Genomic DNA, 20,251 nt, shown 5'->3' with positions numbered 1-20,251 from the left:
GATCAATCACGCTCGCCGAGCTTCGGTTACGGCGACAGGGTTAAAATGCCGATTTTAAGAGACCCTGGAAGAGGACCAGCCCTCTTCGCGTTGCAACATCTTTACAGTAAGATTGTGAAAAGCACGTATATTTCGATAACTATACTTATGAAGTAAGGTTACCGCGAGAAGCGACTGAAATCGTAAGCCTGAATCACTGGCAAATAGCGTTGCCATTTCCCGTCATGTAGCAACGTTTTAGCGTATCACCCGTCACCCCAGAATTGGGAATCACGACCTTTGGGGAAACCGCCGAAGGGCGCCTGCTCGAACCGCGTGGTGGCGGCACTGCGGTCCCATCGTTCTGATAAGTCTGGAAATTTTGCCCACCATAGGTGCCCGAATATCCTCCGGTACCATCTGGCTGAACTTCCAGATTACGATATTGCTGTGCGTCGACCACGCTCGGAAAAGCTATCAAGACAATAACGAGAACTGTTTTCTTCACGTGAAGTCCCTCGACATGATCCGACCGGATATAGGGCCTGCTACTCGGGTCAACGTCGCCTTCCACCGAGACCACATAATCTTCGGGCCGTCTGCTCGATGAAAAGCTAAAAACATCCGCAAAACTTTAAGGTTTGGCTCACCACATCTTTTCACAAGACGTTTCAGGTTCACGGCTAAAACAAAATAATACAAGGGAGAAAAGAAATGAAGAGCCTCTCGATTAAATCGCGTATCATTCAAAATGTTTACTTCAGTCAGGACGACGGACAACTGCATATTTGCTTCAAAAACGGCGAGGAGCGCCTGTTCGTCGGCGTACCTGAAAGTGAAGTAGAAGCGATGTGCGCTGCCAAATCTCCTGGCCAGCATTATATTGACCGCATTCGCAAGCAGTATAAACGCATCGCTGCATAGTGCCGAGGTCAAATTCGTCATATTGCTGGCAAACCTGAGCCGCATGCGCGCCGCTGCCACGACATTCTACGATGCTCCGGCTCCAAGTCTTTTCATCGAAATCGATTTTTTGAAAGCCAATAATAGTCCGATCTGAAAGCATATCCTCTGGGGATAATTCATCAGGCTGGTTTATCGAGCTTCTACTCCGCTGTAGCGTGGCCGAAATACCCAATGATGAATAGGCCGCGCCCAACTTCCGTTGGCCTCATGACTTAAATTTTTGTTGTTTGGTTATCAACACGGTAAAACGCCACCGAAGAAGCAATACAGGTTGAAGAATGCCGTCACTCTTTATTGCTTCTATAATTTATTGTGTTACAATTTTAATTGCGCTGCTGAATTACGGCTCAGTCGAGCTTCTAACCGTCTCTCTTCTTGCTTTGCCGATTTTTCTACTTCTGCTGATACTCCTCATCACACAAGGTCTGCCAGAGCATACCGCCTCGACACTGTGGATGAGCTCGATCTTATTGGTGATGCTTGTCGCATGGGTCGCCATTCAATCGACGCCTGGCCTGGACCTGGGTACGGCGCAACCCGCCTGGAGAGAGGTTCAACAGCTTCTTCCTGACACGCAATCGGCCATTTCTCTATCTCCAGCAGACGACCTACCTGCGGCACTTCGTATTGTCGTTCCGTTTGGCGTATTCATGGTTGGTCTTTTGTTGTTTGCGAATGATGACCGGGCGACCAGAGCCGTGAAGGTGTTTTCAGTCTCTGCTGGCCTGATCTCGATCTTCTCGATTGCACATTTCTACGCCGCACCCGATCGGCTGCTTTTTGGCGAGAAGATAGCATATTTGACCAGCCTGACCGGTCTCTTCGTAAACAGAAACACCGCGGCCACTTTTTTTGGACTTGCCTTGCTTCTCAACGCTACAGTTGTTGAGACCTCGATCCGAAAGATCGATATCTGGCGTGTGCTAGGCGCCATCGGCGCTGGCAGTATGCTCTCGTCCGGCACTCAGAAGAAAGTCTGGCACGCCTCATGGCATTGCGCTCTTCTTTTTTCATCATTGACCGCACTGATGCTGACGAAATCGCGGGGAGGAATCGGCGCCACATTCGTCGCGGTCTGTTTCCTGCTTGTCCTGAAAATGGTTCGTAAGTCGCGCATATCCCGAAAACAGCAGGCCGATGTATCGGCGCTTGGGCGCAGAACGAAAATGCTTGCGGCAAGCTGCGGCTTTCTGGTGGTCCTCGTTATCTTCTTCATGCTTGGGCAGCGCGTGCTTTTGCGCTCCCAGATGCAAGACACTTTTGAAGATGGTCGCTTTTGCGTGATGCCGGGTATTTTATCGGCGGTTCGCGATCATTTTCCGTTCGGGGCAGGCCTATCCAGCTTCTCCAGCGTTTTCCCAGCATATCGCGACCCTAGCTGCGGCATCATCGGCGCTTGGGACAGGGCTCATAATGTCTACCTTGAGGGACTATTTACACTCGGAATTGTCTTCGTCGTGCCAGTTCTCGTTTTTGCTATCTGGCTGACCATCGTTTTCCTGATCGGGATCAGACGCCGTCGCAGCGCACGATTTGCGGGAGAGTTGGGTCTCTCGGCTCTTCTCCTGGTCGCGGTTCACTCGGCGATAGACTTCTCCCTGCAAATATCCGGCCTGGCTATTTTCTTCGCAGCGATGCTCGCGCCGCTCGTAACATTGTCGCTTCGCCCTCCGGGTAACGGTAATGCGCAGAGAAAAACTACATATCGCGTTCGCTCCAGCTTAACAAAAATAGAGACAGCAAGCCCGATTGATAGCCGCCTAGCATTTAAAGCTGATTTATTTGCATCTTCTAAGATTAAGGCTAGTTAACCGTGAGTTAGCACTATGTGTTTAAACAGCAACAATCCATTCCAAAGCTGAACACAAGCATAACTTGATCCTAAACGGCGCTGGATTTCATTCTTCAATTGATGTTATTGCCGAGTAACATATTGGCTTCATGGGGACGAAATTGAAGCGGAGTAAGACTCACATTTTTCTGCTTATTGCAGCCACTTCGCTTTCCAGCTGCACTTCGCTCCCTAGCGCAGGACCCGCCGCACGTAGTGTGGAGGCAGGGGCAGCCGTAAAAGTTACTTCAGCAGACAAGCCTGCCGCGGTCGGAATCGATTATGCGCTGGTGGATATCAATAAAAGCGTGCTGAGCTTCGTTTCAGATACGGCGCCTACTTCACTGTCTAAAGGCTTCGGCGGCGGGCGGGGCGGTGCACCCGCATTACCGCTCGGCGTGGGTGACGTCGTTCAGGTTTCGGTGTTCGAATCGCAATCCGGCGGTCTGTTCATTCCTTCCGATGCGGGCAGCCGACCCGGGAACTTCGTGTCTCTGCCGCAGCAGACCATCGACCGAAACGGAACAGTGAGCGTGCCATATGCCGGGCGCGTGCGCGCTGTCGGCAGGGCGGTGGAAGCGGTTCAGAAGGAAATCGAAGACCGCCTCGTAAACCGCGCCATCGAGCCTCAGGTGCTTATCACCAAAATCAGTAGCCGCTCTGCGCAGGCCGCCGTTTTGGGAGACGTGCGTTCACCGGCAAAGATCGAGTTGACGGAAGCTGGCGAACGGGTTCTCGACGTAATTTCCGAAGCAGGCGGGTTGAGCGCGCCGGGCATCGAAACACGGATCACGCTTCAGCGTGGTGGACGCTCCGCAACCGTACAATATGATTATCTGGTCGCAACGCCTGCCGAGAATATCTATGTCGCACCGGGCGATACGATCCTCGTCGATCGAGAGCGCCGCACATATTCTGCTTTTGGCGCGTCTGGGCTGAATGGCAGATTTGACTTTGAAGAATCCAAGTTGAGTTTCGGAGAAGCTCTTGCGAAAGCTGGCGGCGTCCTCGATGCCCGAGCGGATCCGGCACAGGTTTTCCTCTACCGCGTCGTCCCGAAGGACTCGCTTGCAAAGATCGGCGTAAACGTATCGCGCTTCACGTCTGAGACAGTGCCGGTCGTATTCCGTGCGAATATGCGGGATCCGTCCGCCCTGTTTGCAATTCAGAAATTCCCGATGCAGGACAAGGACATCATCTACATTACGAATGCAGACTCTGTTGAACTTCTGAAGTTCCTCAACATTGTCAACTCCGTCTCGTCTACTGCCGCAGGCGTTCCGTCCGATGCAGTTTCTGTTAGAGATTCCGTACGAACACTTACGAGATAACAATTAGTGCTTGTATCGACTGTAGTCGTTTACTCTAATATTCGGTTTCTTCTTGCTGGCATAATATTTTTGTGCCATCAGACAAAGTGAATAAAGTATAAATTTTCTTGGGGAGTGCCGTCGTGGCGAAGGGTTTGAAATACGGTTTGGTGTGCGGCGTCCTCTTCTCGTTGATGCTGGCACACGATGCGTCGGCGCAGGCCTCTGGAGGCGCGAGCTGTCTCGTCGCTCCTGCAAGTCTCCCGGACAGCACGATTCAGGCATTCCTGTCCTCGCCAGCGGGCCTGTTGAGCGAGTTTCAGACAGGCGGAATATTGATGTCGAACCGTGTTCGGGCACTTGCTGGCACCGATCCTGCAGCTTTGACGCCCATTATTGCGCTCGCGAGCCAGGCTAATCCCGCGCAGGTCGCTGCTCTGGGCGCTGGTCTGGCACGTGCGGCCGCAGCCTGCGTTCCGGTAAAGCCTGATTATGCAGCGCGCATTCAGCAGGAAGTTGCCGAAACAGATAACGCCGCATTGCAGACGGCGTTTGCGGGTGCAACTCCAGAAACTGAAACGGCCGCCCTGGGTGCCGCTGGCGCGGGAGGAGCAGGTGCCACCGGCGCTTCGGCCATCGGCAGCAATGGCACTGCGGGTGGTGGTGTCAATGCCACCGGCACCACAGCTGGTGCAGGTGGAACGGATTCTGGCAATTCTGCATTCAGCGCCGGTGCAAGCAGCCCTTATTTTTCGACGGCCAGCGCCGGATCTTCAACGATCATCGCCGTGAGTGTAACGACCCAGTAAGCCCCCTGGCGGGGTAAAGACGCAACGGAAATGAGGCGCTCTTGCAGCTCTATAATAAGGAAATTCACGCATTTTCGCGCGAAGACAATGCTGACGCGAGCCAGCAGGAAAGTTTTCTTGACATCGAAAGCGTGATTGCGATTGCAAGACGCCAATGGAAGATCGTTGCGGCAAGTGTGGCCGTTGCTGTCGTTCTCGGGATCATCAACATTCTTACCGCGGTGCCACTGTTCACCGCGGATGTCAGCGTGCTTATCGACAGAGGCAACGGACAACTAGCAGATCAACTGTCAAGCATTGGGTCTTCTGGCGGTAGCCTTATGGAAGACGAGTCTTCGATCCTCAGCCAGGTTGAAATATTCAAGTCGGATACCATCGCCAGTGCCGTGGTTGATAAGCTCTTTCTCGCCAATGACCCGGTGTTCATGGCGGATGATCGCTCCGCAATTGCACAGCTGATCGGAACGTTACGTTCCCTTCTGAATGTATCGCAATGGTTCGTGTCCGATGAGGCCGAGAAAGATGATGCAGCCGCCAGACACTTTGCAGCGGAACGCAAGCTTGTAGACAATCTGGACGTGACCAGGGTCGGACGAACCTATGTTCTGGACGTGAAATACACGTCCCCATCGCCGGAGCTGTCCGCCAAAATTGCCAATGCTTTCGGGGACATCTATCTTGTCGACAAGCTGAACTCGAAATACGAAGCAACGCGGCGCGCGAGCGACTGGCTGCAGAACCGTATTGCGGAATTGCGCCAGAGAGCTCTCGATTCTGACCTTGCGGTTCAAAAATTCCGCACGACCAATAATCTCGTATCTGCGGGCTCCGTTCTCGTGTCGGATCAGCAGCTGTCCGAATTGAACAGTGCTCTCATCGTTGCGCAGTCGGATACGTCCAAGGCGGAAGCACGCCTTCAGCGCATCCAGCAGATAATCGCATCCGGCCAAACGGATGCCATCGTCACCGATGTTTTGGGAAGCACGATTTCCAACGAGCTGCGGCAAAAATATCTGGACGCGTCCAAGCGGGAAGCCCAGATTTCCGCCAGGCTTGGTGCCAACCATGTGCAGGCAATTCGCATGCGCAGTGAAATGGCCGAGTATCAGCGGCTTATGTTCGAAGAACTCAACCGCATCGCCGAAAGTTACAAAAGCGATCTTGATGTTGCGAAGGCCCGTGAGAAGAGCCTGAATGACAGCGTCTCACAGGCAACCGGTATCAGCGCATCTGCAAACGAAACACAAGTGCAGCTGCGAGAGCTTGAGCGCGAAGCCGAGACCTACAAAAACCTCTACCAGACTTTCCTTCAACGTTATCAGGAGGCTGTACAACAGCAGTCCTTCCCGGTCACCGAAGCGCGTGTCATTACCCGTGCATCCCCACCCAAATCGCCGAGCCACCCGAAAAAGCCGCTTATCCTAGCACTCTTTATCGTAATGGGCGGCGCTGTAGGCTGTGGTTTCGCGGCATTCAGGGAAATCCGTGATCGCTTTTTCAGAACCGGTGATCAGGTTCGCGACACGTTGAAGCTCGAATTCCTTGGCATGACCCCACTCATCGCAGGCCGTCGATTGTCTGCTCCGCCCGGTTCCAAATTACCGGTTGGAGAGCTGTTCAAAACGAACTCGGTGTCGAATTACGTCGTTGAAAACCCTCTGTCCTCTTTTGCAGAAACGTTGCGAAGTGCAAAACTATCTGCAGACCTTGGAATGGTAGGGAAGGAATGTAAGATCATCGGGGTTGTTTCGTCTCTGCCTGGCGAAGGCAAGTCGATGACCTCCATCAACTTCGCTCAACTGCTCGCCGATCAGGGCAACCGCACGGTATTGATCGATTGCGACTTAAGGAACCCGGGCGCAACGAGAGCAATCGGCTCTCATGCAGAGGCAGGACTGCTTGAAGCGGTGCTTGAAAATCGTGATCCCCGTAGCCTGTTACTTCGGGATCCGAAGACTGGCCTCGCGTTTCTGCCAACCGTGATCAAGCATCGTGTGCCGCATTCTTCTGAATTGCTTGCATCCCCAGCCATGCGGGGCATCCTGACGACACTCAGCGCGAATGCAGATTACATCGTGCTGGATTTGCCTCCACTCGGCCCGGTTGTTGACGCCCGTGCAATAGCTTCTCGCGTAGACGGCTTCCTGATGGTTGTCGAATGGGGCAGGACGGCAAGACATGTCGTGCGCCAGCTACTCAGGGCCGAAGTGGAAGTCCGAAACAAATGCCTTGGTGTTATTCTCAACAAGGTCGATCAGCGAAAGCTCAAGCTTTACAGATCCTTCGGCTCAAGCGAGTACTACCACTCCCAATATACGAAATATTATCAGGACGCCGCTTGATCTTGGCAGGACTTCGCCAAAATCCAATATCGGTGATCCTCCTGGGCATATTGGCTTGTTGCGTGTTTATATACGCTGCTGATCAAGTGGCTCGATATGCCCGTTATGCGGACTTGCAGTATTGGGCGCGGCAGATCGAGAAAGGTAAACCTGTCGAGGCTAAGACGTTGGACAGGCTGATCAGTGATAGCTATAAATCGAATATCGACAAAGAGTGTCAGTCGGCATTCGTAAAACCGTTTCTGACAGTCCTCCTGGCAGACATGGATAAACATAATCCGAATGTGGATTATGAGAGATGGCTTGGGGCGCTGCAACTCACCGACACCTTTTTGCAGCACACGCTGAGTTGCCTACCCACAGACGGTAATCTTTGGGCACGATATGCGATGATACGGCAAGCTTCCGCTGAACAGCCCGAGGAGATTTCACGCCTTCTGTCACTCTCCCAGGCATACTCACCAGCGGAAGAGAACGCGCTTTCAGCGCGCTATTTTCTATATAATCGTCTCACCGAGGCTTCATTGGCAAGCGCTGCAGCGCCGCTCGAGGATGATCTGAAAATTCTATGCTCTTCCATGGCAGAGAAGTTGCGAAGCAGATTGCCTGCTCCGAATGCTCGCGTTTCGAAGGTCATAGAAAAACTAAATCCGTCGTGCCCACCTATCGGCGGCTCTCCAGACGAACATAGGTTTGAGCGAAACAGATCATTGCAAACCGTCTTTTAGTGCGAAGCGGTTTTGCGTCTGGACGACACGTCAGAACAAGTACCTAAAATGTCTTAGCACCTCAAAGAAGTGCTGAAACCACAGGTCTGTCAGGTCAGACTGATCAGTATTCCCTGAGACTTTCGGGGTCTTTCAGCCCGTTATCTATCAGAGTCTTTTCCCGTGCGCGTTGATTTGAGACGGAAAAATCGCCTCCCGTAGTTTCTTCAGCCGTACCGCAATCGGCATAGTGAGGTGTCGCATTGCGCGTGGGTTTTTGAGTGCGACATGGATTATGCCGGTTGGTGAGCGGCGTTTGATGCTGTCGACGAGGATGAGGAAGTGGCGGGCTTCGATGAGGCTTCGGGTGCGGGCCTTTTGGGCATCCATGGCGGCGGGTAGAAGGGTGAACTCGGCGAGGAAATCGCGGTCTGCCGCAATCATCGCATCGACATGGCGCAGTTCCAGAACGCGCGAGATGGAGCCTTCGCGGATGTTGTAGACATAGCCCGGCGTCGGTTCGATGGCGCAGAGGCCACCTTTGGCCAGAGCGGAAGCAAGCAGCAGGTAATCCTCGCCGATCCGCAGATCGGGGCGGAACCGGAGGCCGTTTTCATTGAGGAAGTCACGCCGGAACATCGGCTTCATGTAGCCGTAATTGAAGGTGGACTTGAACAGGATGTTCGAGCCGATGAACTCTTCAAGCGTCAAGGTCTCTTTCTGCGTCAGGAATTTCTGGCAGAACATCGTGTCCTTCGGGCGCCCGTCCAGATAGACCACGTCCAGATTATCGACCGCGATCTGCGCATTGGCCTGCTCGGCGCGCCAGATCATGCGGGCGCTGCGATCCTGATAGATCAAATCGTCGGAATCGAGAACGGCAATCCAGCGTCCACGTGCTGCATCGATGCCTGCATTGCGCGCGCCGCCGGGCCCGAGATTTTGCTGAAGTGCAAGGAGCTTGACGCGCGGTTCGCCTTCGGCAAGCGCACCGACGATCTCGCGCGTCGCATCCGAGGAACAATCGTCCACGACGATGACCTCAAGCGACACGCCCTGCTGCGTCAGAGCACTTTCGATGGCGGGAACGATCGTATCCGCAGAATTATAGGCCGCGATGATGAAGCTGACATCCGGTTGCGTGTGCAGCGCGCTCATGCAGCCTCCACCGTTCCATATTGACGGATTTCGCGCACGCCGAAGATGCCGCTGAGCGCGCCTGCATGCAGCGCCGTGCGCAGGGCAGAGCGCGTGCGGCGGACCGGGTCGAAGGCGGTCAGAACTGTGAAGACCGCGCTGTAGACGATCTTCGCTACCGTCGCGACGATGAGCGGCAGGCGCTTCAGCCCGGTCTTCTGCTCCGCCTTCAGCCGCCCATGCGTCTGGCCGGAGCGGAAGCGGCGCTTTGCCAGCCACATGAAGCTTGCGCGCGTATCCGGCACGGGTTCGGTCAGCATCGCATGTTGCGCATAGGCAATGCGTCCGCCATCCGCATGCATATGGGTGAAGAAGTGCGTGTCCTCACCGCCGCTTTGGCCCAGCGACAGGGCAAAGCGCCGTCCGCTGACCGATGGAGCATCCATCTTCAAAAGCGTGTTGCAGGTATAGCCGGTGATGATCTCGCCATTGACCCAAACGGGGAAAGTGGAATGGAAGTCACCCTTCTTCATCCAGCCGGGCACATTGTCCTTGTAGAGTGCCGTCACGGGACCGAGCACGGCTTCCGCATCGGTCTCTCTCGCCGTCTTCAAAAGCTCGGAGAGCCAGTTGCGCGGTGCCGTTTCATCATCGTCGATGAAGGCCAGATAATCCGCTTCACAGGCGGACAGGCAGGCATTGCGGGCAATCGAGATATTCGACATCGGGCAGTGGATATAGCTGATCTCAAATGGCGAGGTCTCGCGCAGCCGGTCGATACTGTCCTTTGCCGATGGTTCGGCATCATTGTCGGCGACGATCAGCCGGACGGAGACGCCTTCCGGCACGTCCAGTTCGAACAGCGACTTCAGCGTCGCAACCACCGCCAGGCGGCGGTAGGTGCAGATGCCGATATCGACCTTTGTCGCAGAGGCGGAATTGGAGGTCATGACACTGCCTTTCTCGCAAAGGGTGCGGGCGCGACGAAGGAGCCGATGAGTTCCAGCCAGAAGCCGGTCGACCAGGCCAGATGCATGATCATCGCAGACAGCGCGGCAAGCGGGCCATAGGGGTTCCTCTGGCCGATGGCCATCCACACGCCATAGCTTAAGCATGCGGCAATCCAGAGGCACAGCGGCACGAGCGCAATCCAGTGCACGAAGCCCAACAGCGCAAGAATGACCACGGGCAGGACGGACAGCGGGATCATCTGGCGGATTTTCGGCAGGGTGCGGTGCTTGAGCAGGTTCTTGGCACGCCCCCGGCCATAGGCCAGATATTGCTTGAACAGCGGACGAACGCTTGCACGCGGATAATAGGTCATGCGCGTCTTGTCGGTCATCCAGATACGGAAGCCCGCTTTTCGTAAACGATGGTCCAGTTCGGCATCTTCATTATGGCTGAAGCCTTCGTCATAGCCGCCAACTTCGGTAAAGGCGGCGATGCGCATCAAGGCATGATGGCCGTGATCGATCCAATGGCCCTTGGCGCCCTCGCGGTGCTTGGAGCCGCCATTGCCGAGCTTGGAATTCTGCGCAATCGCAGTCGCCTTCTGGAACGTGCTGTGGCCGACCGTATCCATGGCGACGACAACCGAATCCGCACCGGTTTCGACCGCATCCTGTAACAGCCGGTAGCAGTAATCATCCGGATAATCGCCATGCGCATCGATACGGATCAGATAGTCGTAATCCTTGCCGAACACGTCGATGGCAAGATTGATGCCCGCGCTTTGAATGCGCTTGGGATTGGCCAGAAGAATGACCCGCGGGTCCTGACGCGAGAAGTCGGCAACGATATCGCGCGTGCCATCCGTGCTGCCGCCATCGGCCACCACGATGCGATCATCCGGGCCGTTCAGCGTGCTGGAGAATTTCAGGAGAAGATCGTCGATCGTCTCGGCCTCGTTAAGACAAGGGATGACGATCAGCGTCTTGATATCGGGAATGGTCGGTAGTTTCATCTCTTGTCCCCAGCTCAAACCGTGGAAAGCGCGGCATCGGCAGCGCGTTGGCCGTCAGGCGAAGACAGCGCCTGAAGCCTGCGCACAAGCTGCTCGCAATCATCCCGGTCCGTTACCCATTGATGCCGGTCGACGGCAGACAGTTTTTCGAAGGCGTCGGTATAAATCTGCTCATCCAGACCGGTGAACAGCGCCGCAAGCGTGTCCGCATCGGCCTGCGGCAAAACAAAGCCGATGTCGCGCTTTTGCAGGAAGCGCGCGGTTTGCGTGCCGGAAACGGCAATGGGCAGGGTGCCATAAAGGCAGCCCTCATACAGCCGGTTCGGCAACAGCCAGCTGGAGTTCTGCCCCTCTTCGAAGAAGTCTATCGCCCAGGTGAACTGCACCTCATTATAGATCGAGGCGAGATCCTCGGGGTTCCTGTACGGCCCGTGGAACGTGACATGCGGCGCTTTGGCGACGATGCCGTCGAAGTCATCGAACTCCGAATAGGCGGGGCGTCCGCGCAAAACCACGTCCACACGCCCATCCATCCGCTCGGCAAAATCGGTCAGAATCTGCAGCGATTTGCGGCAGCGCAATGCACCGAACCAGCCGATCTTCCACGCCTCTCCCGCAGCCGGCACGCGCGGCAAAGGCTCAGGCGTCGCTTCAGAGCCCAGCATCAGAACCCTGTTTTCCTGAAGCAGCACGGGAAGATCGAGCCCGGAGCGCGGCGCAAAATAATTGTCGACGAAGGCAGGCGAACTGGTGATCAGCAGGCGTGCGTTTTTGGCAAGGAAACGCTGCGCGGCATTCAGCAGTTTTCCCGGCAAACCGTCGTTCAGCAGCAGGCGGTGAATGTCGAGGCATTCATAGACCACCGGCACATCGGCGCCAAACAGCGCGTTGGCCCGGCGGGCAAGCGCCAGCATTTCCAGATTGCGCGCCAGAATGATGTCGGGCTTTGCAACGCCTCTCAGCTTGGCGGCAAGGCCAAAGCTGGATTTGACGACCGAAGCGATGCGCTGGGCAAAACGGCCATCGGCCGTTTCGCCAAGCACGACCGGCGTCAGACCATCCACCTGCGCCAGCGCATTCTCGCCGCGCCTGAACCCTGCAAGCAGGACGGTTGCACCGCCCGCCTGCAGCGTCATGACGCGCCGCCGGATGGCGGGGTCTGCAAGATCATGCGCGAGGTAGAGAATATGGGTCATATCCAGTCCGGTTATCGAGGGCGGCGTTCAGGCAGCATGCGTCAGTTGGTGGCGCAGGCAACCGACTGCGGAAACTGGCACTTGTCTCCCAGCGCGGTAAAGGCCAGGCGGTCCACCTGCATCGTCGTCGGGCCGGTATAGGCGAACTTGCCCATCCAGCTTTTGAGCGTATCCGTGCCCCACAGGCTGAAGAAAATCTTCTGCGGTGTCTGCGGGATCTTCGATGGATCGGTCACCTCGTGCACCATCTTGCCATTGACGTAGTAACGCAGGCGCTGCGGCTCCCAGACGAAGGCATAGTCGTTGAACCCCTTGTCTGCACCGCCGGGCACATCCACCAGCTGCTCATTGCCGCCCTTGGCGGAAATATACTGGTTCAGCTGCACCTGACCGCTGTTCTTGCCAAGAACCTCCATGTCGATCTCGTCATGCGGCTTCTTGTCGGTCGGGCCGATATAGGTGAAGAAAGCAGAGTTCAGGCCGGAACCCGAAGCCGTCTTGATCCGCGCCTCATAGGTGCCATAGCGATAACGCCCCTTGGTCTGGATTTCCCCGCAGGAATAATTACGGTCCCCCGCACGGCCTTCCTGAAACCCCAGCTGCAAATGCCCACCCTCGAACTTCACCAGCTTCTTCGACCACGTACAATTCTGATGCGGACCATTGTTCCAGCCATCGGATACATACCAGAACGACCGATCCATACTGTCGAAGTTCTCGATAAAAGACTTGCCGTTGTTCTCTTGAGCCATGGCGGCTGAAGAGCCGAGGCCGAGTGCCACCAATGCTGTGGCCAAAATGCGCGACGATATATGCGCAATGTAGGTCATCAGGTTACCTCTGTCTGGACGTGTAGGTAGAGCTTGCCGATGGCTGGCAGTGGAAGCAGCGTGAGTGATGGACCCATTAATGATCATTGAGATACTCGTTCAACACAATGCCCGGCAAAGCAACGGGGATTATTTGCCAGTTTTGTTTGCGATTGGGTAGTCCAATATGATGGTATTCATTGAAATATAATACTTCGAAAATTTATCCTGATAATCAGACCTCAAATGACACACCAGCATAATGACCGGCTATCTACCTGAGACATTTAAAAAAGATCAATCAGTTCAACTCTTACTGGAATCACGTTTACAGCGCGCTCTATCAAAACGCAGCCGGTATCAGAGAAATATTTGCCTTTTAGATCAAATGAGCTGCATCTGATCGCCATCGATCCGCAACACGGTCAGCGTGTTGGTGTAAAACGCACCGGTGTCTATGCAAAGCCGTTGGGGCCCTGGACTGGGTTTATCTTTTGGCGTGTGACCATGGATGACGAACAAGTCCGGAAGCTTTGGGCCTTGCGCTAGAAACGGCTCACGAATCCACATCATGTCCTCATCCGACTGCTCGGCCAGCGCAATGCCAGGACGAATGCCCGCGTGTACGAAAAGCAACTTTCCCACCGTGAGCATGATCGGAAGGCTGGCGATGAAGCGCTTGTGGCCGTCTGGAATGGCCTCCGCAAACAAATCTACGAGGGTGCCTTCTCGCTCGCTACGCAGGAAGGCTGCACCGTGCACGTCAATCCCATAGGAGGCCAGCGTCTGTTCACCTCCAAGCGCCAACCAATCCGCATTTTTCTTGGGATCGCTGAGATAGCGCAGAAAGACGTCTTCGTGATTGCCAGCAAGCGGAAGGCGCCTCAGACCGTGTTCGCTCTGATGCATGAGGTGGTTGATAACCTGCGCAGAGGAGGGGCCACGATCAATGAAATCACCCAGCAAAACCGTCAGGCTGTTTTTGCCTGTAGCTGCGATATCATCGGCAATACGCGTTTCGGCCTGCTTCAAAAGATCCAGCCGACCATGAACGTCACCGACTGCGTAGATCGAGAATGATGGCGCTCTGTCGCCCAGATCGATCCGGCGCCGGGGGACAACTCGTTGCTGGCTTTTCCGGTATCGAGAAAGCCAATCGATGACCTTGCGCATGATTTGGATCACAGTGCCAAGAGAATGAAAGAGACGTACTTTAAGTGGGCGCGTCCTAAAGGAACATTAACAGAATAGCGTGGCTATTGACGATGCTGGGTCGGATTTTTTTGAAAGGCGAGCATCTTTCAATCTCTATCTTGCGGCTTGCAAGCCTGTCGCCGCTAAGGTTCTATTAGCGCATCGAAATCACCGGGTTGTCGTCGGAAATGAAGGCGAAAGCTTCGCTTTCCAGTGCAGCCGATGCCACTTTCGAGCGCTATACCAAATAAAGGGAACAAAGGAACCGACATATGACCATCATACCGAATTCGATCGAAGGCCGCGATATTGCCTATCAGATGCATCCGAACGTCAATCTTCGGAAATATGAAAAGACGGGCGGTCTCGTGATCGAGTCGGGGGAGGGTATCTATGTTTTCGATAGCAGCGGCAAACGCTATATCGAAGGGTTGGCGGGGCTCTGGTCGGTGGCTGTCGGATTTGGGGAGAAGCGTCTCGCGGAAGTGGCGAAAGCCCAGATGGAGAAGCTGCCTTATTACCATACCTTCGCTTACAAGACGCATGGTCCATCGATAGACCTTGCCGAAAAGCTGATCCAGATCGCGCCGGTTCCGATGTCCAAGGTTCATTTCACCTCGTCCGGTTCCGAGGCAAACGATCTGGCCTGCAAGATGGTTTGGTATCGCTCGAACGCCCTTGGAAAGAAGGACAAGAAGAAGATCATCGGGCGCATCAAGGGTTATCATGGCGTGACGATTGCCTCCGGTTCGATCACCGGCCTGCCACGCAACCATGAAAGCTTCGATCTGCCGCTGGACCGCATGATCCATACATCCTGCCCGTCCTTCGTCCACCATGGATCAGCAGGCGAGAGTGAGGCGGACTTTACCGCGCGCATGTTAAAGGATCTGGAAGACCTGATCCTCAAGGAAGGTCCGGAAACTATCGCTGCATTCTGGGGCGAGCCTGTGATGGGAGCGGGCGGTGTGCTGGTTCCACCGGCGGGATACTGGGCTGGCGTGCAGAAAATCCTGAAAAAATACGACATTCTGCTGGTCGTGGATGAGGTGATCTGCGGCTTTGGCCGTACCGGCAAGATGTTCGCCTGCCAGACCTATGGTATCGAGCCGGATGTTCTGGTTCTCTCCAAGCAGCTTTCCTCTTCCTACATGCCGCTTTCGGCAATTCTGATGAATGACGCGTTCTACCAGCCGATTGCCGACGAGTCGGATCGTATCGGCGTTTTCGGCCACGGTTTCACCGCATCCGGCCATCCCGTTGCGACAGCCGTTGGACTGGAAAACCTGAAGATCATCGAGGAGAAAGATCTGGTCGGCAATGCCGCCAGACTGGAGAGCAAATTCCTCTCGCAGCTCGAAGGCCTTTCCAGGCATGCGCTGGCCCACTCATTCCGTGGTATCGGCCTGCTCGGCGCGCTCGAGATCAAGCCTTGGGAGAATGCGAAAGCCGGAGATGCGGCGGCCGCCGTTGGCGCGGCCCTGGAACATGAGGGCGTTATCGCCCGTGTCGTTGGAGAAGCGATCTGCTTCTGCCCACCGCTCATCATCACGGCGGAGCAGATCGACGAGATGTTCGATGCACTGGCTCGTGCGCTCGATGCCGTCGCTGCAACGCGGAAGGTCTGACAGGAATAGAGATCCGGCAGCGAAAGCTGCCGGATCTGCCTCAGCCGGTTGTCGCTTTTCTCATATGCCTGAAGATCATGGCCAGGGCGCCGGCCAAAAGGGTTGCCGTGATGAACAGGAAGGCCGCCGCTGCAATGGCAGGGCTGATGTTCTCGCGGATGCTGGAGAACATTTCACGCGCCAGCGTCCTTTGATTGGGACCGGCGACGAAGAGCGTCAAAACCACCTCATCCAGTGACGTTGCAAAGGCCAGCACCGCGCCGGAGAGAACGCCCGGCATGGCAAGAGGCAAGGTAACGCGGCGGAAGACGGTGGCGGGCGAGGCGCCGAGACGTTCGGCGGCAAGCTCCACCCGCTCATCGATACCGGCCAGTGCCCCGCTGACACTGACGACGACGAAGGGGACAGCCACGACGGTATGGGCGATGATAACGCCTATATAGCTGTTGGTGAGCCCGAAGCGGGCGAGCAGAACCTGCATGCCAACGCCAAGGACGACAGCCGGAACCACCATCGGCAGCAAAAACAGGGTGCGGATCGTACCCTTGAAAAACAGGCGGCGGTTGCGCAAGCCAAGCGCTGCCAATGTTCCGAGAATGACCGCGAGCAGCGTGGTGCCGGACGCGATGATGAGGCTATTGATGATCGCCCGACGCCAGGAATCTGCCGTGAACAGTTCCTCCAGCCATCGCAGCGACCACGAGGGAATTGGGTAGGTGAGGATGACGCTTGATGTAAAGGCGAGGGGCAGGATTGCGAGAAGCGGCGCGATCAGGAAAAGAATGGCGGCAACGGCAAAGAGTGGCTTGAGAATTCTGAGCGTCATGGTCAGTACTTCCTCTGCTCTTCCGCCGAAAGCCGGGCATAGACACTGTAAAGCACGAGCGTTGCGACAAGCAGCACGACACCGAGCGCGCCTGCCATTCCCCAGTTCGCGGTTCCCGTCGCATAGAATGCGATGACGGAAGAAATCATCTGATCTCCCGGACCGCCGATCAAAGCGGGGGTGATGTAATAGCCGATGGCCGAGATGAAGACGAGCAGGCAACCGGAGGCCACGCCACGCAGGCTGAGCGGCAGAAGAACCTTGATGAAGGCCCGAAGGGGATGAGCACCGAGCGAAGCTGCGGCGGGCATGAGGTTGCGCGGTATGGTGATCAGCACCGAATAGATCGGCAAAACCATGAACGGCAGAAGCACATGCGTCATGGCGATGATCACGCCGATACGGTTGAAGATCAGCGGTAGCGGAGCATTTATCAGGCCGATCCATTGCAGCATTTCGTTGATCAGCCCCTGCTCTTGAAGCAGAATGAACCATGCCGCCGTTCGCACCAGAAGCGATGTCCAGAGCGGCAGAAGCACCGCGCCCAGCATGAGATCGCGCTTCCAGCCTTCGAGGGAGGCTGCAATCAGTGCATAGGGAAAGCCGATGAGGACGCAGGCGAGCGTTACCAGCGCTGCAATCCAGAAGGTACGAGCGAGAATGACACCGTTGACGGATTGATCGGCGGGGAGATGCTCGATGTCCCCAGCGGAATTGCGGCCAAGATCGACTGCTGCAAGCAGATTGCGATCCGTGATCGGCGAAAGTGCATCCGCAATCGCGATCCAATAGTCAGGCTGCCCCCATCTTTTGTCTACGGAAACAAGATCGACAGGTGACGCTGCACTATCTGCCAAAGCACTCGTTGTTTTCGACATCAGTGTGCGAAAGCCGGGGCGGGCGCTGTTGAGGCGGCGAACCATGTCGCCCAGCGCCTGCGTATCGTCCACCGCCTTCAAATCTGAAATCAGCGCCGTCTGCATCTCACTCGTCGGTGGCGTCTGCCGATCCCAGTCAGCGACGATTTCGGCACTTTTGGGCAGAAGACGCAGCACCGCCGTATCCGAAACCGATTGAGACACCATGCTGAGAAGCGGCCAGATGAAGAAGCCGATGAGAAAGAGGAGAAGCGGCGCGAGAAGCAGAAGTGAGCGAGCGGTGCGTTGCGAGAAACCACTCATGGGATGATGACCCGACAATCACTGGAGGAGAAACCGGCATAGACTTTCGTGCCCGGCGCGAATTCGCGCGAGCGCCGACCGAGCTTCGCGATGAGGGGGTGGCTGTCATTCTGCAACTGAACCCTCAAATGATCGCCCTGATATACGCAGTCCAGGATTTCCGTCTCGATGCAGTTTCGTGCCTCCATGCGGGCTTCGCTCAGGTCCACACGCTCGGGACGGACGGAAACGAGTACGGGACGACCCGCCGAAACGCCTTCTGCAACCCCGGAAATGATGTGCGAGCCGGAAGGCAGGCGAACCTTTGCCTCATGCCCATCGAGTACCTCCACAACACCCTCAATCAGATTGGTTTCACCGATGAATTCGGCAACGAAGCGGGTCGCGGGCTCGTCATAGACCTGACGCGGCGTTCCGATCTGCTCGATTTTGCCCTTGTTGAACACCGCCACCCGGTCCGACATGGTCAGCGCTTCCGATTGATCATGTGTGACGAAAACGATAGTAAGGCCGAGCCTTCGGTGAAGATCACGGATATCGAGCTGCATCTGTTCGCGCAGTTGCTTGTCCAATGCGCCCAACGGCTCATCCATCAACACGACCTGCGGCTCGAATACCAGCGCGCGCGCCAGCGCCACGCGCTGCTGCTGCCCGCCGGAAAGCTGGAACGGTCTCCGCTCAATGAAGGCCGAAAGCTGGACCATATCCAGTGCCCGTTTGACACGGCTTGCTATTTCACCTTTGGGGAGGCCACGCATCTGGAGCGGAAAGGCGATGTTCTCACCCACCGACATGTGCGGGAAAAGCGCGTAGTCCTGAAACACCACGCCCATGTTTCTCTTGTAGGTCGGGATATTGTTGACGGCTGCGCCATCGACAAGGATGTCGCCGGAGGTCGGCTGCTCGAAACCTGCAAGCATCATAAGAAGTGTCGTCTTGCCGGAGCCGGAGGGACCGAGCAGGCTGACGAACTCCCCTTTGTCGATGCTGAGATCGAGGTTCTCGACCACTGTCAGAGGGCCGAAGCATTTGGTGATGCGATCAAAACGAATAAATTCAACCATGGAAACTCCATCGACTGCCCCGGCAATAAAAGGGAGCAGGACGTGTCGTAGCTGAAGCAGGACACCGACACGCGGTGCCCTGTGAGGGTACTAAAGCTTACTTGGCCAGCCAGGCGTTGAAGCGCTGGGTAAGGGATTCAGCATTGTCGATCCAGAAATCGACATTGAGCGGGATCGCATCCGTCATGTTGGCGGGCTCCGTCGGCAGGTCCTTGGCGTATTCTGCCGGTACCTTGGAAGCGGCTTCCTTGTTCGGCAGACCGTAGGCCACGAATTCAGGAAGCTTGGACTGGTGTTCCGGCAGGCTTGCGAAAGCGATGAAATCCTGCGCCTCGGCCTTGTTTGCCGCATCTTTCAACACCACCCAGCTATCGACGGCATAGATGCTGCCCGGCCAGACGACCTTGAAATTCTTGCCCTCGGTGCGGTTGATGCCGGTAATGCGGCCATTATAGGCGGATGTCATCACCACTTCGCCCGATGCCAGAAACTGCAAGGGCTGCGCACCGGATTCCCACCAGACGATGTTCGGCTTCAACTCATCGAGTTTCTTGAACGCGCGGTTGACGCCTTCCTCGGTGGAGAGAACATCGTAAAGCTCATCCTTGGAAACGCCGTCCGCCAGAAGAGCGAATTCGAGTGTATATTTCGGGCCTTTGCGCAACGAGCGCTTGCCCGGAAATTTCTCCACGTTCCAGAAGTCCTGCCAGGATTTCGGGCCTTCCTTCAGCTTTGCGCCGTCATAGGCAATGGCGGTTGACCAGACGATTGCGCCGACGCCACAGTCGTTGACGGCCGTTGGCAGGAACTTGTCCTTGCCGCCCATCTTGTCCCAGTCGATCTTTTCGTAGAGACCATCGGCGCAACCGAGAGCCAGCTCTTCCGCCTCGACCTGCACGGCATCCCAGTTCGGTGCGCCAGCCTTGACCTTGGATTGAATGACACCGATGCCACCATCCCACGCCTCGTCCAGAACCGGCTTGCCGATCTTTTCGGAGAAAGGCTTGAAGTAAATCTTGCGCTGCGCATCCTGATAGGTACCACCCCAGGAGACGACGGTCAGATCGCGGCTGAAGGCTGGCAGGCTCTGGGTCAGCGTCAGGGCGGCGGCTGTCGCCGCAAGCACGGAAAATTTCTTGAACTGCTTCATTATGTTCCCCTTTTCGTCCTGAGAGGGACCGGCATCGGTTGCTCGGCCCGGATTGAATTCCTCAAGTTCTCGGCAAATCTCGTGCTTGGCTTTTGCAATGTCACGAGCCCTGCCTGTCGCCCGCCGGTCTTCCCTTTTCCTTTGGAAGGCGGCGGAGAG

18 protein-coding genes are annotated in these 20,251 nt (G+C 55.9%); 7 read left to right on the top strand and 11 right to left on the bottom strand.

The window, feature by feature from the left end; translation table 11 throughout:
* Nucleotides 1–193: 193 nt before the first annotated feature.
* On the bottom strand, nt 194–487 hold the full coding sequence (locus tag CFBP5473_RS22800) for a hypothetical protein (RefSeq protein WP_136954435.1): 294 nt from the start codon (nt 485–487) through the stop codon (nt 194–196).
* A 206-nt stretch (nt 488–693) separates the two neighbouring features.
* On the opposite strand from CFBP5473_RS22800, the gene CFBP5473_RS22795 reads away from it, so the two are divergent.
* The 6 genes from CFBP5473_RS22795 to CFBP5473_RS22770 all read left to right on the top strand — a co-directional run bounded on the left by CFBP5473_RS22795 (nt 694) and on the right by CFBP5473_RS22770 (nt 7,965).
* Nucleotides 694–903: a KTSC domain-containing protein gene (locus CFBP5473_RS22795; RefSeq protein WP_084631488.1), complete on the top strand. Its 210-nt coding sequence runs from the start codon at nt 694–696 to the stop codon at nt 901–903.
* Nucleotides 904–1,223: 320 nt separating this feature from the next.
* The gene (locus CFBP5473_RS22790) at nt 1,224–2,756 is read left to right on the top strand and encodes an O-antigen ligase family protein (protein WP_051441177.1); all 1,533 of its coding nucleotides are present in this window, start codon (nt 1,224–1,226) and stop codon (nt 2,754–2,756) included.
* 130 nt (nt 2,757–2,886) lie between these two features.
* Nucleotides 2,887–4,107: a polysaccharide biosynthesis/export family protein gene (locus tag CFBP5473_RS22785; protein WP_027674209.1), complete on the top strand. Its 1,221-nt coding sequence runs from the start codon at nt 2,887–2,889 to the stop codon at nt 4,105–4,107.
* A 122-nt stretch (nt 4,108–4,229) separates the two neighbouring features.
* Nucleotides 4,230–4,895, top strand: coding sequence for a hypothetical protein (locus CFBP5473_RS25160; protein ID WP_137395748.1), 666 nt, complete (start codon nt 4,230–4,232; stop codon nt 4,893–4,895).
* Nucleotides 4,896–4,957: 62 nt separating this feature from the next.
* The gene (locus CFBP5473_RS22775) at nt 4,958–7,237 is read left to right on the top strand and encodes a GNVR domain-containing protein (protein ID WP_051441186.1); all 2,280 of its coding nucleotides are present in this window, start codon (nt 4,958–4,960) and stop codon (nt 7,235–7,237) included.
* Between the two features lie 2 nt (nt 7,238–7,239).
* The gene (locus tag CFBP5473_RS22770) at nt 7,240–7,965 is read left to right on the top strand and encodes a hypothetical protein (RefSeq protein ID WP_136954434.1); all 726 of its coding nucleotides are present in this window, start codon (nt 7,240–7,242) and stop codon (nt 7,963–7,965) included.
* 147 nt (nt 7,966–8,112) lie between these two features.
* Here the strand turns inward: CFBP5473_RS22770 and CFBP5473_RS22765 are convergent, their stop codons facing one another.
* From CFBP5473_RS22765 to CFBP5473_RS22740, 6 genes are all read right to left on the bottom strand, one after another.
* Complete coding sequence (locus CFBP5473_RS22765) at nt 8,113–9,102, bottom strand: glycosyltransferase family 2 protein (protein WP_136954433.1); 990 nt, start codon at nt 9,100–9,102, stop codon at nt 8,113–8,115.
* Complete coding sequence (locus CFBP5473_RS22760) at nt 9,099–10,031, bottom strand: glycosyltransferase family 2 protein (protein WP_136954432.1); 933 nt, start codon at nt 10,029–10,031, stop codon at nt 9,099–9,101. The genes CFBP5473_RS22765 and CFBP5473_RS22760 overlap by 4 nt, the downstream gene beginning before the upstream one ends.
* The gene (locus CFBP5473_RS22755) at nt 10,028–11,044 is read right to left on the bottom strand and encodes a glycosyltransferase family 2 protein (protein ID WP_136954431.1); all 1,017 of its coding nucleotides are present in this window, start codon (nt 11,042–11,044) and stop codon (nt 10,028–10,030) included. Before CFBP5473_RS22755 ends, CFBP5473_RS22760 begins: the two co-directional genes overlap by 4 nt.
* Before the next feature lie 14 nt (nt 11,045–11,058).
* A complete protein-coding gene (locus CFBP5473_RS22750; RefSeq protein ID WP_136954430.1) occupies nt 11,059–12,240 on the bottom strand; it encodes a glycosyltransferase family protein in 1,182 nt (393 codons plus the stop codon).
* A gap of 41 nt (nt 12,241–12,281) precedes the next feature.
* Complete coding sequence (gene exoK / locus CFBP5473_RS22745) at nt 12,282–13,070, bottom strand: endo-1,3-1,4-beta-glycanase ExoK (protein WP_169696916.1); 789 nt, start codon at nt 13,068–13,070, stop codon at nt 12,282–12,284.
* A gap of 363 nt (nt 13,071–13,433) precedes the next feature.
* On the bottom strand, nt 13,434–14,222 hold the full coding sequence (locus CFBP5473_RS22740; RefSeq protein WP_027674959.1) for a metallophosphoesterase family protein: 789 nt from the start codon (nt 14,220–14,222) through the stop codon (nt 13,434–13,436).
* A gap of 293 nt (nt 14,223–14,515) precedes the next feature.
* On the opposite strand from CFBP5473_RS22740, the gene CFBP5473_RS22735 reads away from it, so the two are divergent.
* On the top strand, nt 14,516–15,871 hold the full coding sequence (locus CFBP5473_RS22735; RefSeq protein WP_027674958.1) for an aspartate aminotransferase family protein: 1,356 nt from the start codon (nt 14,516–14,518) through the stop codon (nt 15,869–15,871).
* 40 nt (nt 15,872–15,911) lie between these two features.
* Here CFBP5473_RS22735 and CFBP5473_RS22730 read toward each other — a convergent pair whose 3' ends face one another.
* The 4 genes from CFBP5473_RS22730 to CFBP5473_RS22715 form a co-directional block, all read right to left on the bottom strand.
* Entirely contained in the window at nt 15,912–16,697 is a 786-nt protein-coding gene (locus tag CFBP5473_RS22730) for an ABC transporter permease (RefSeq protein WP_027674957.1), read from the bottom strand.
* A 2-nt stretch (nt 16,698–16,699) separates the two neighbouring features.
* Nucleotides 16,700–17,878 carry an ABC transporter permease gene (locus CFBP5473_RS22725; protein WP_027674956.1) on the bottom strand — a complete coding sequence of 393 codons (1,179 nt, stop codon included), beginning with the start codon at nt 17,876–17,878 and terminating at the stop codon, nt 16,700–16,702.
* The gene (locus CFBP5473_RS22720; protein WP_027674955.1) at nt 17,875–18,942 is read right to left on the bottom strand and encodes an ABC transporter ATP-binding protein; all 1,068 of its coding nucleotides are present in this window, start codon (nt 18,940–18,942) and stop codon (nt 17,875–17,877) included. Before CFBP5473_RS22720 ends, CFBP5473_RS22725 begins: the two co-directional genes overlap by 4 nt.
* A 97-nt stretch (nt 18,943–19,039) precedes the next feature.
* Entirely contained in the window at nt 19,040–20,068 is a 1,029-nt protein-coding gene (locus CFBP5473_RS22715; protein ID WP_328703255.1) for an ABC transporter substrate-binding protein, read from the bottom strand.
* Between the last annotated feature and the right edge of the window lie 183 nt (nt 20,069–20,251).

Origin of the sequence: Agrobacterium larrymoorei, assembly GCF_005145045.1 — a bacterium.
In the GTDB taxonomy this organism is placed as follows: Bacteria; Pseudomonadota; Alphaproteobacteria; order Rhizobiales; family Rhizobiaceae; genus Agrobacterium; species Agrobacterium larrymoorei.
The sequence above is the reverse complement of the archived record's forward strand: the minus strand, read 5'-3'. Positions and strand labels throughout refer to the sequence as shown.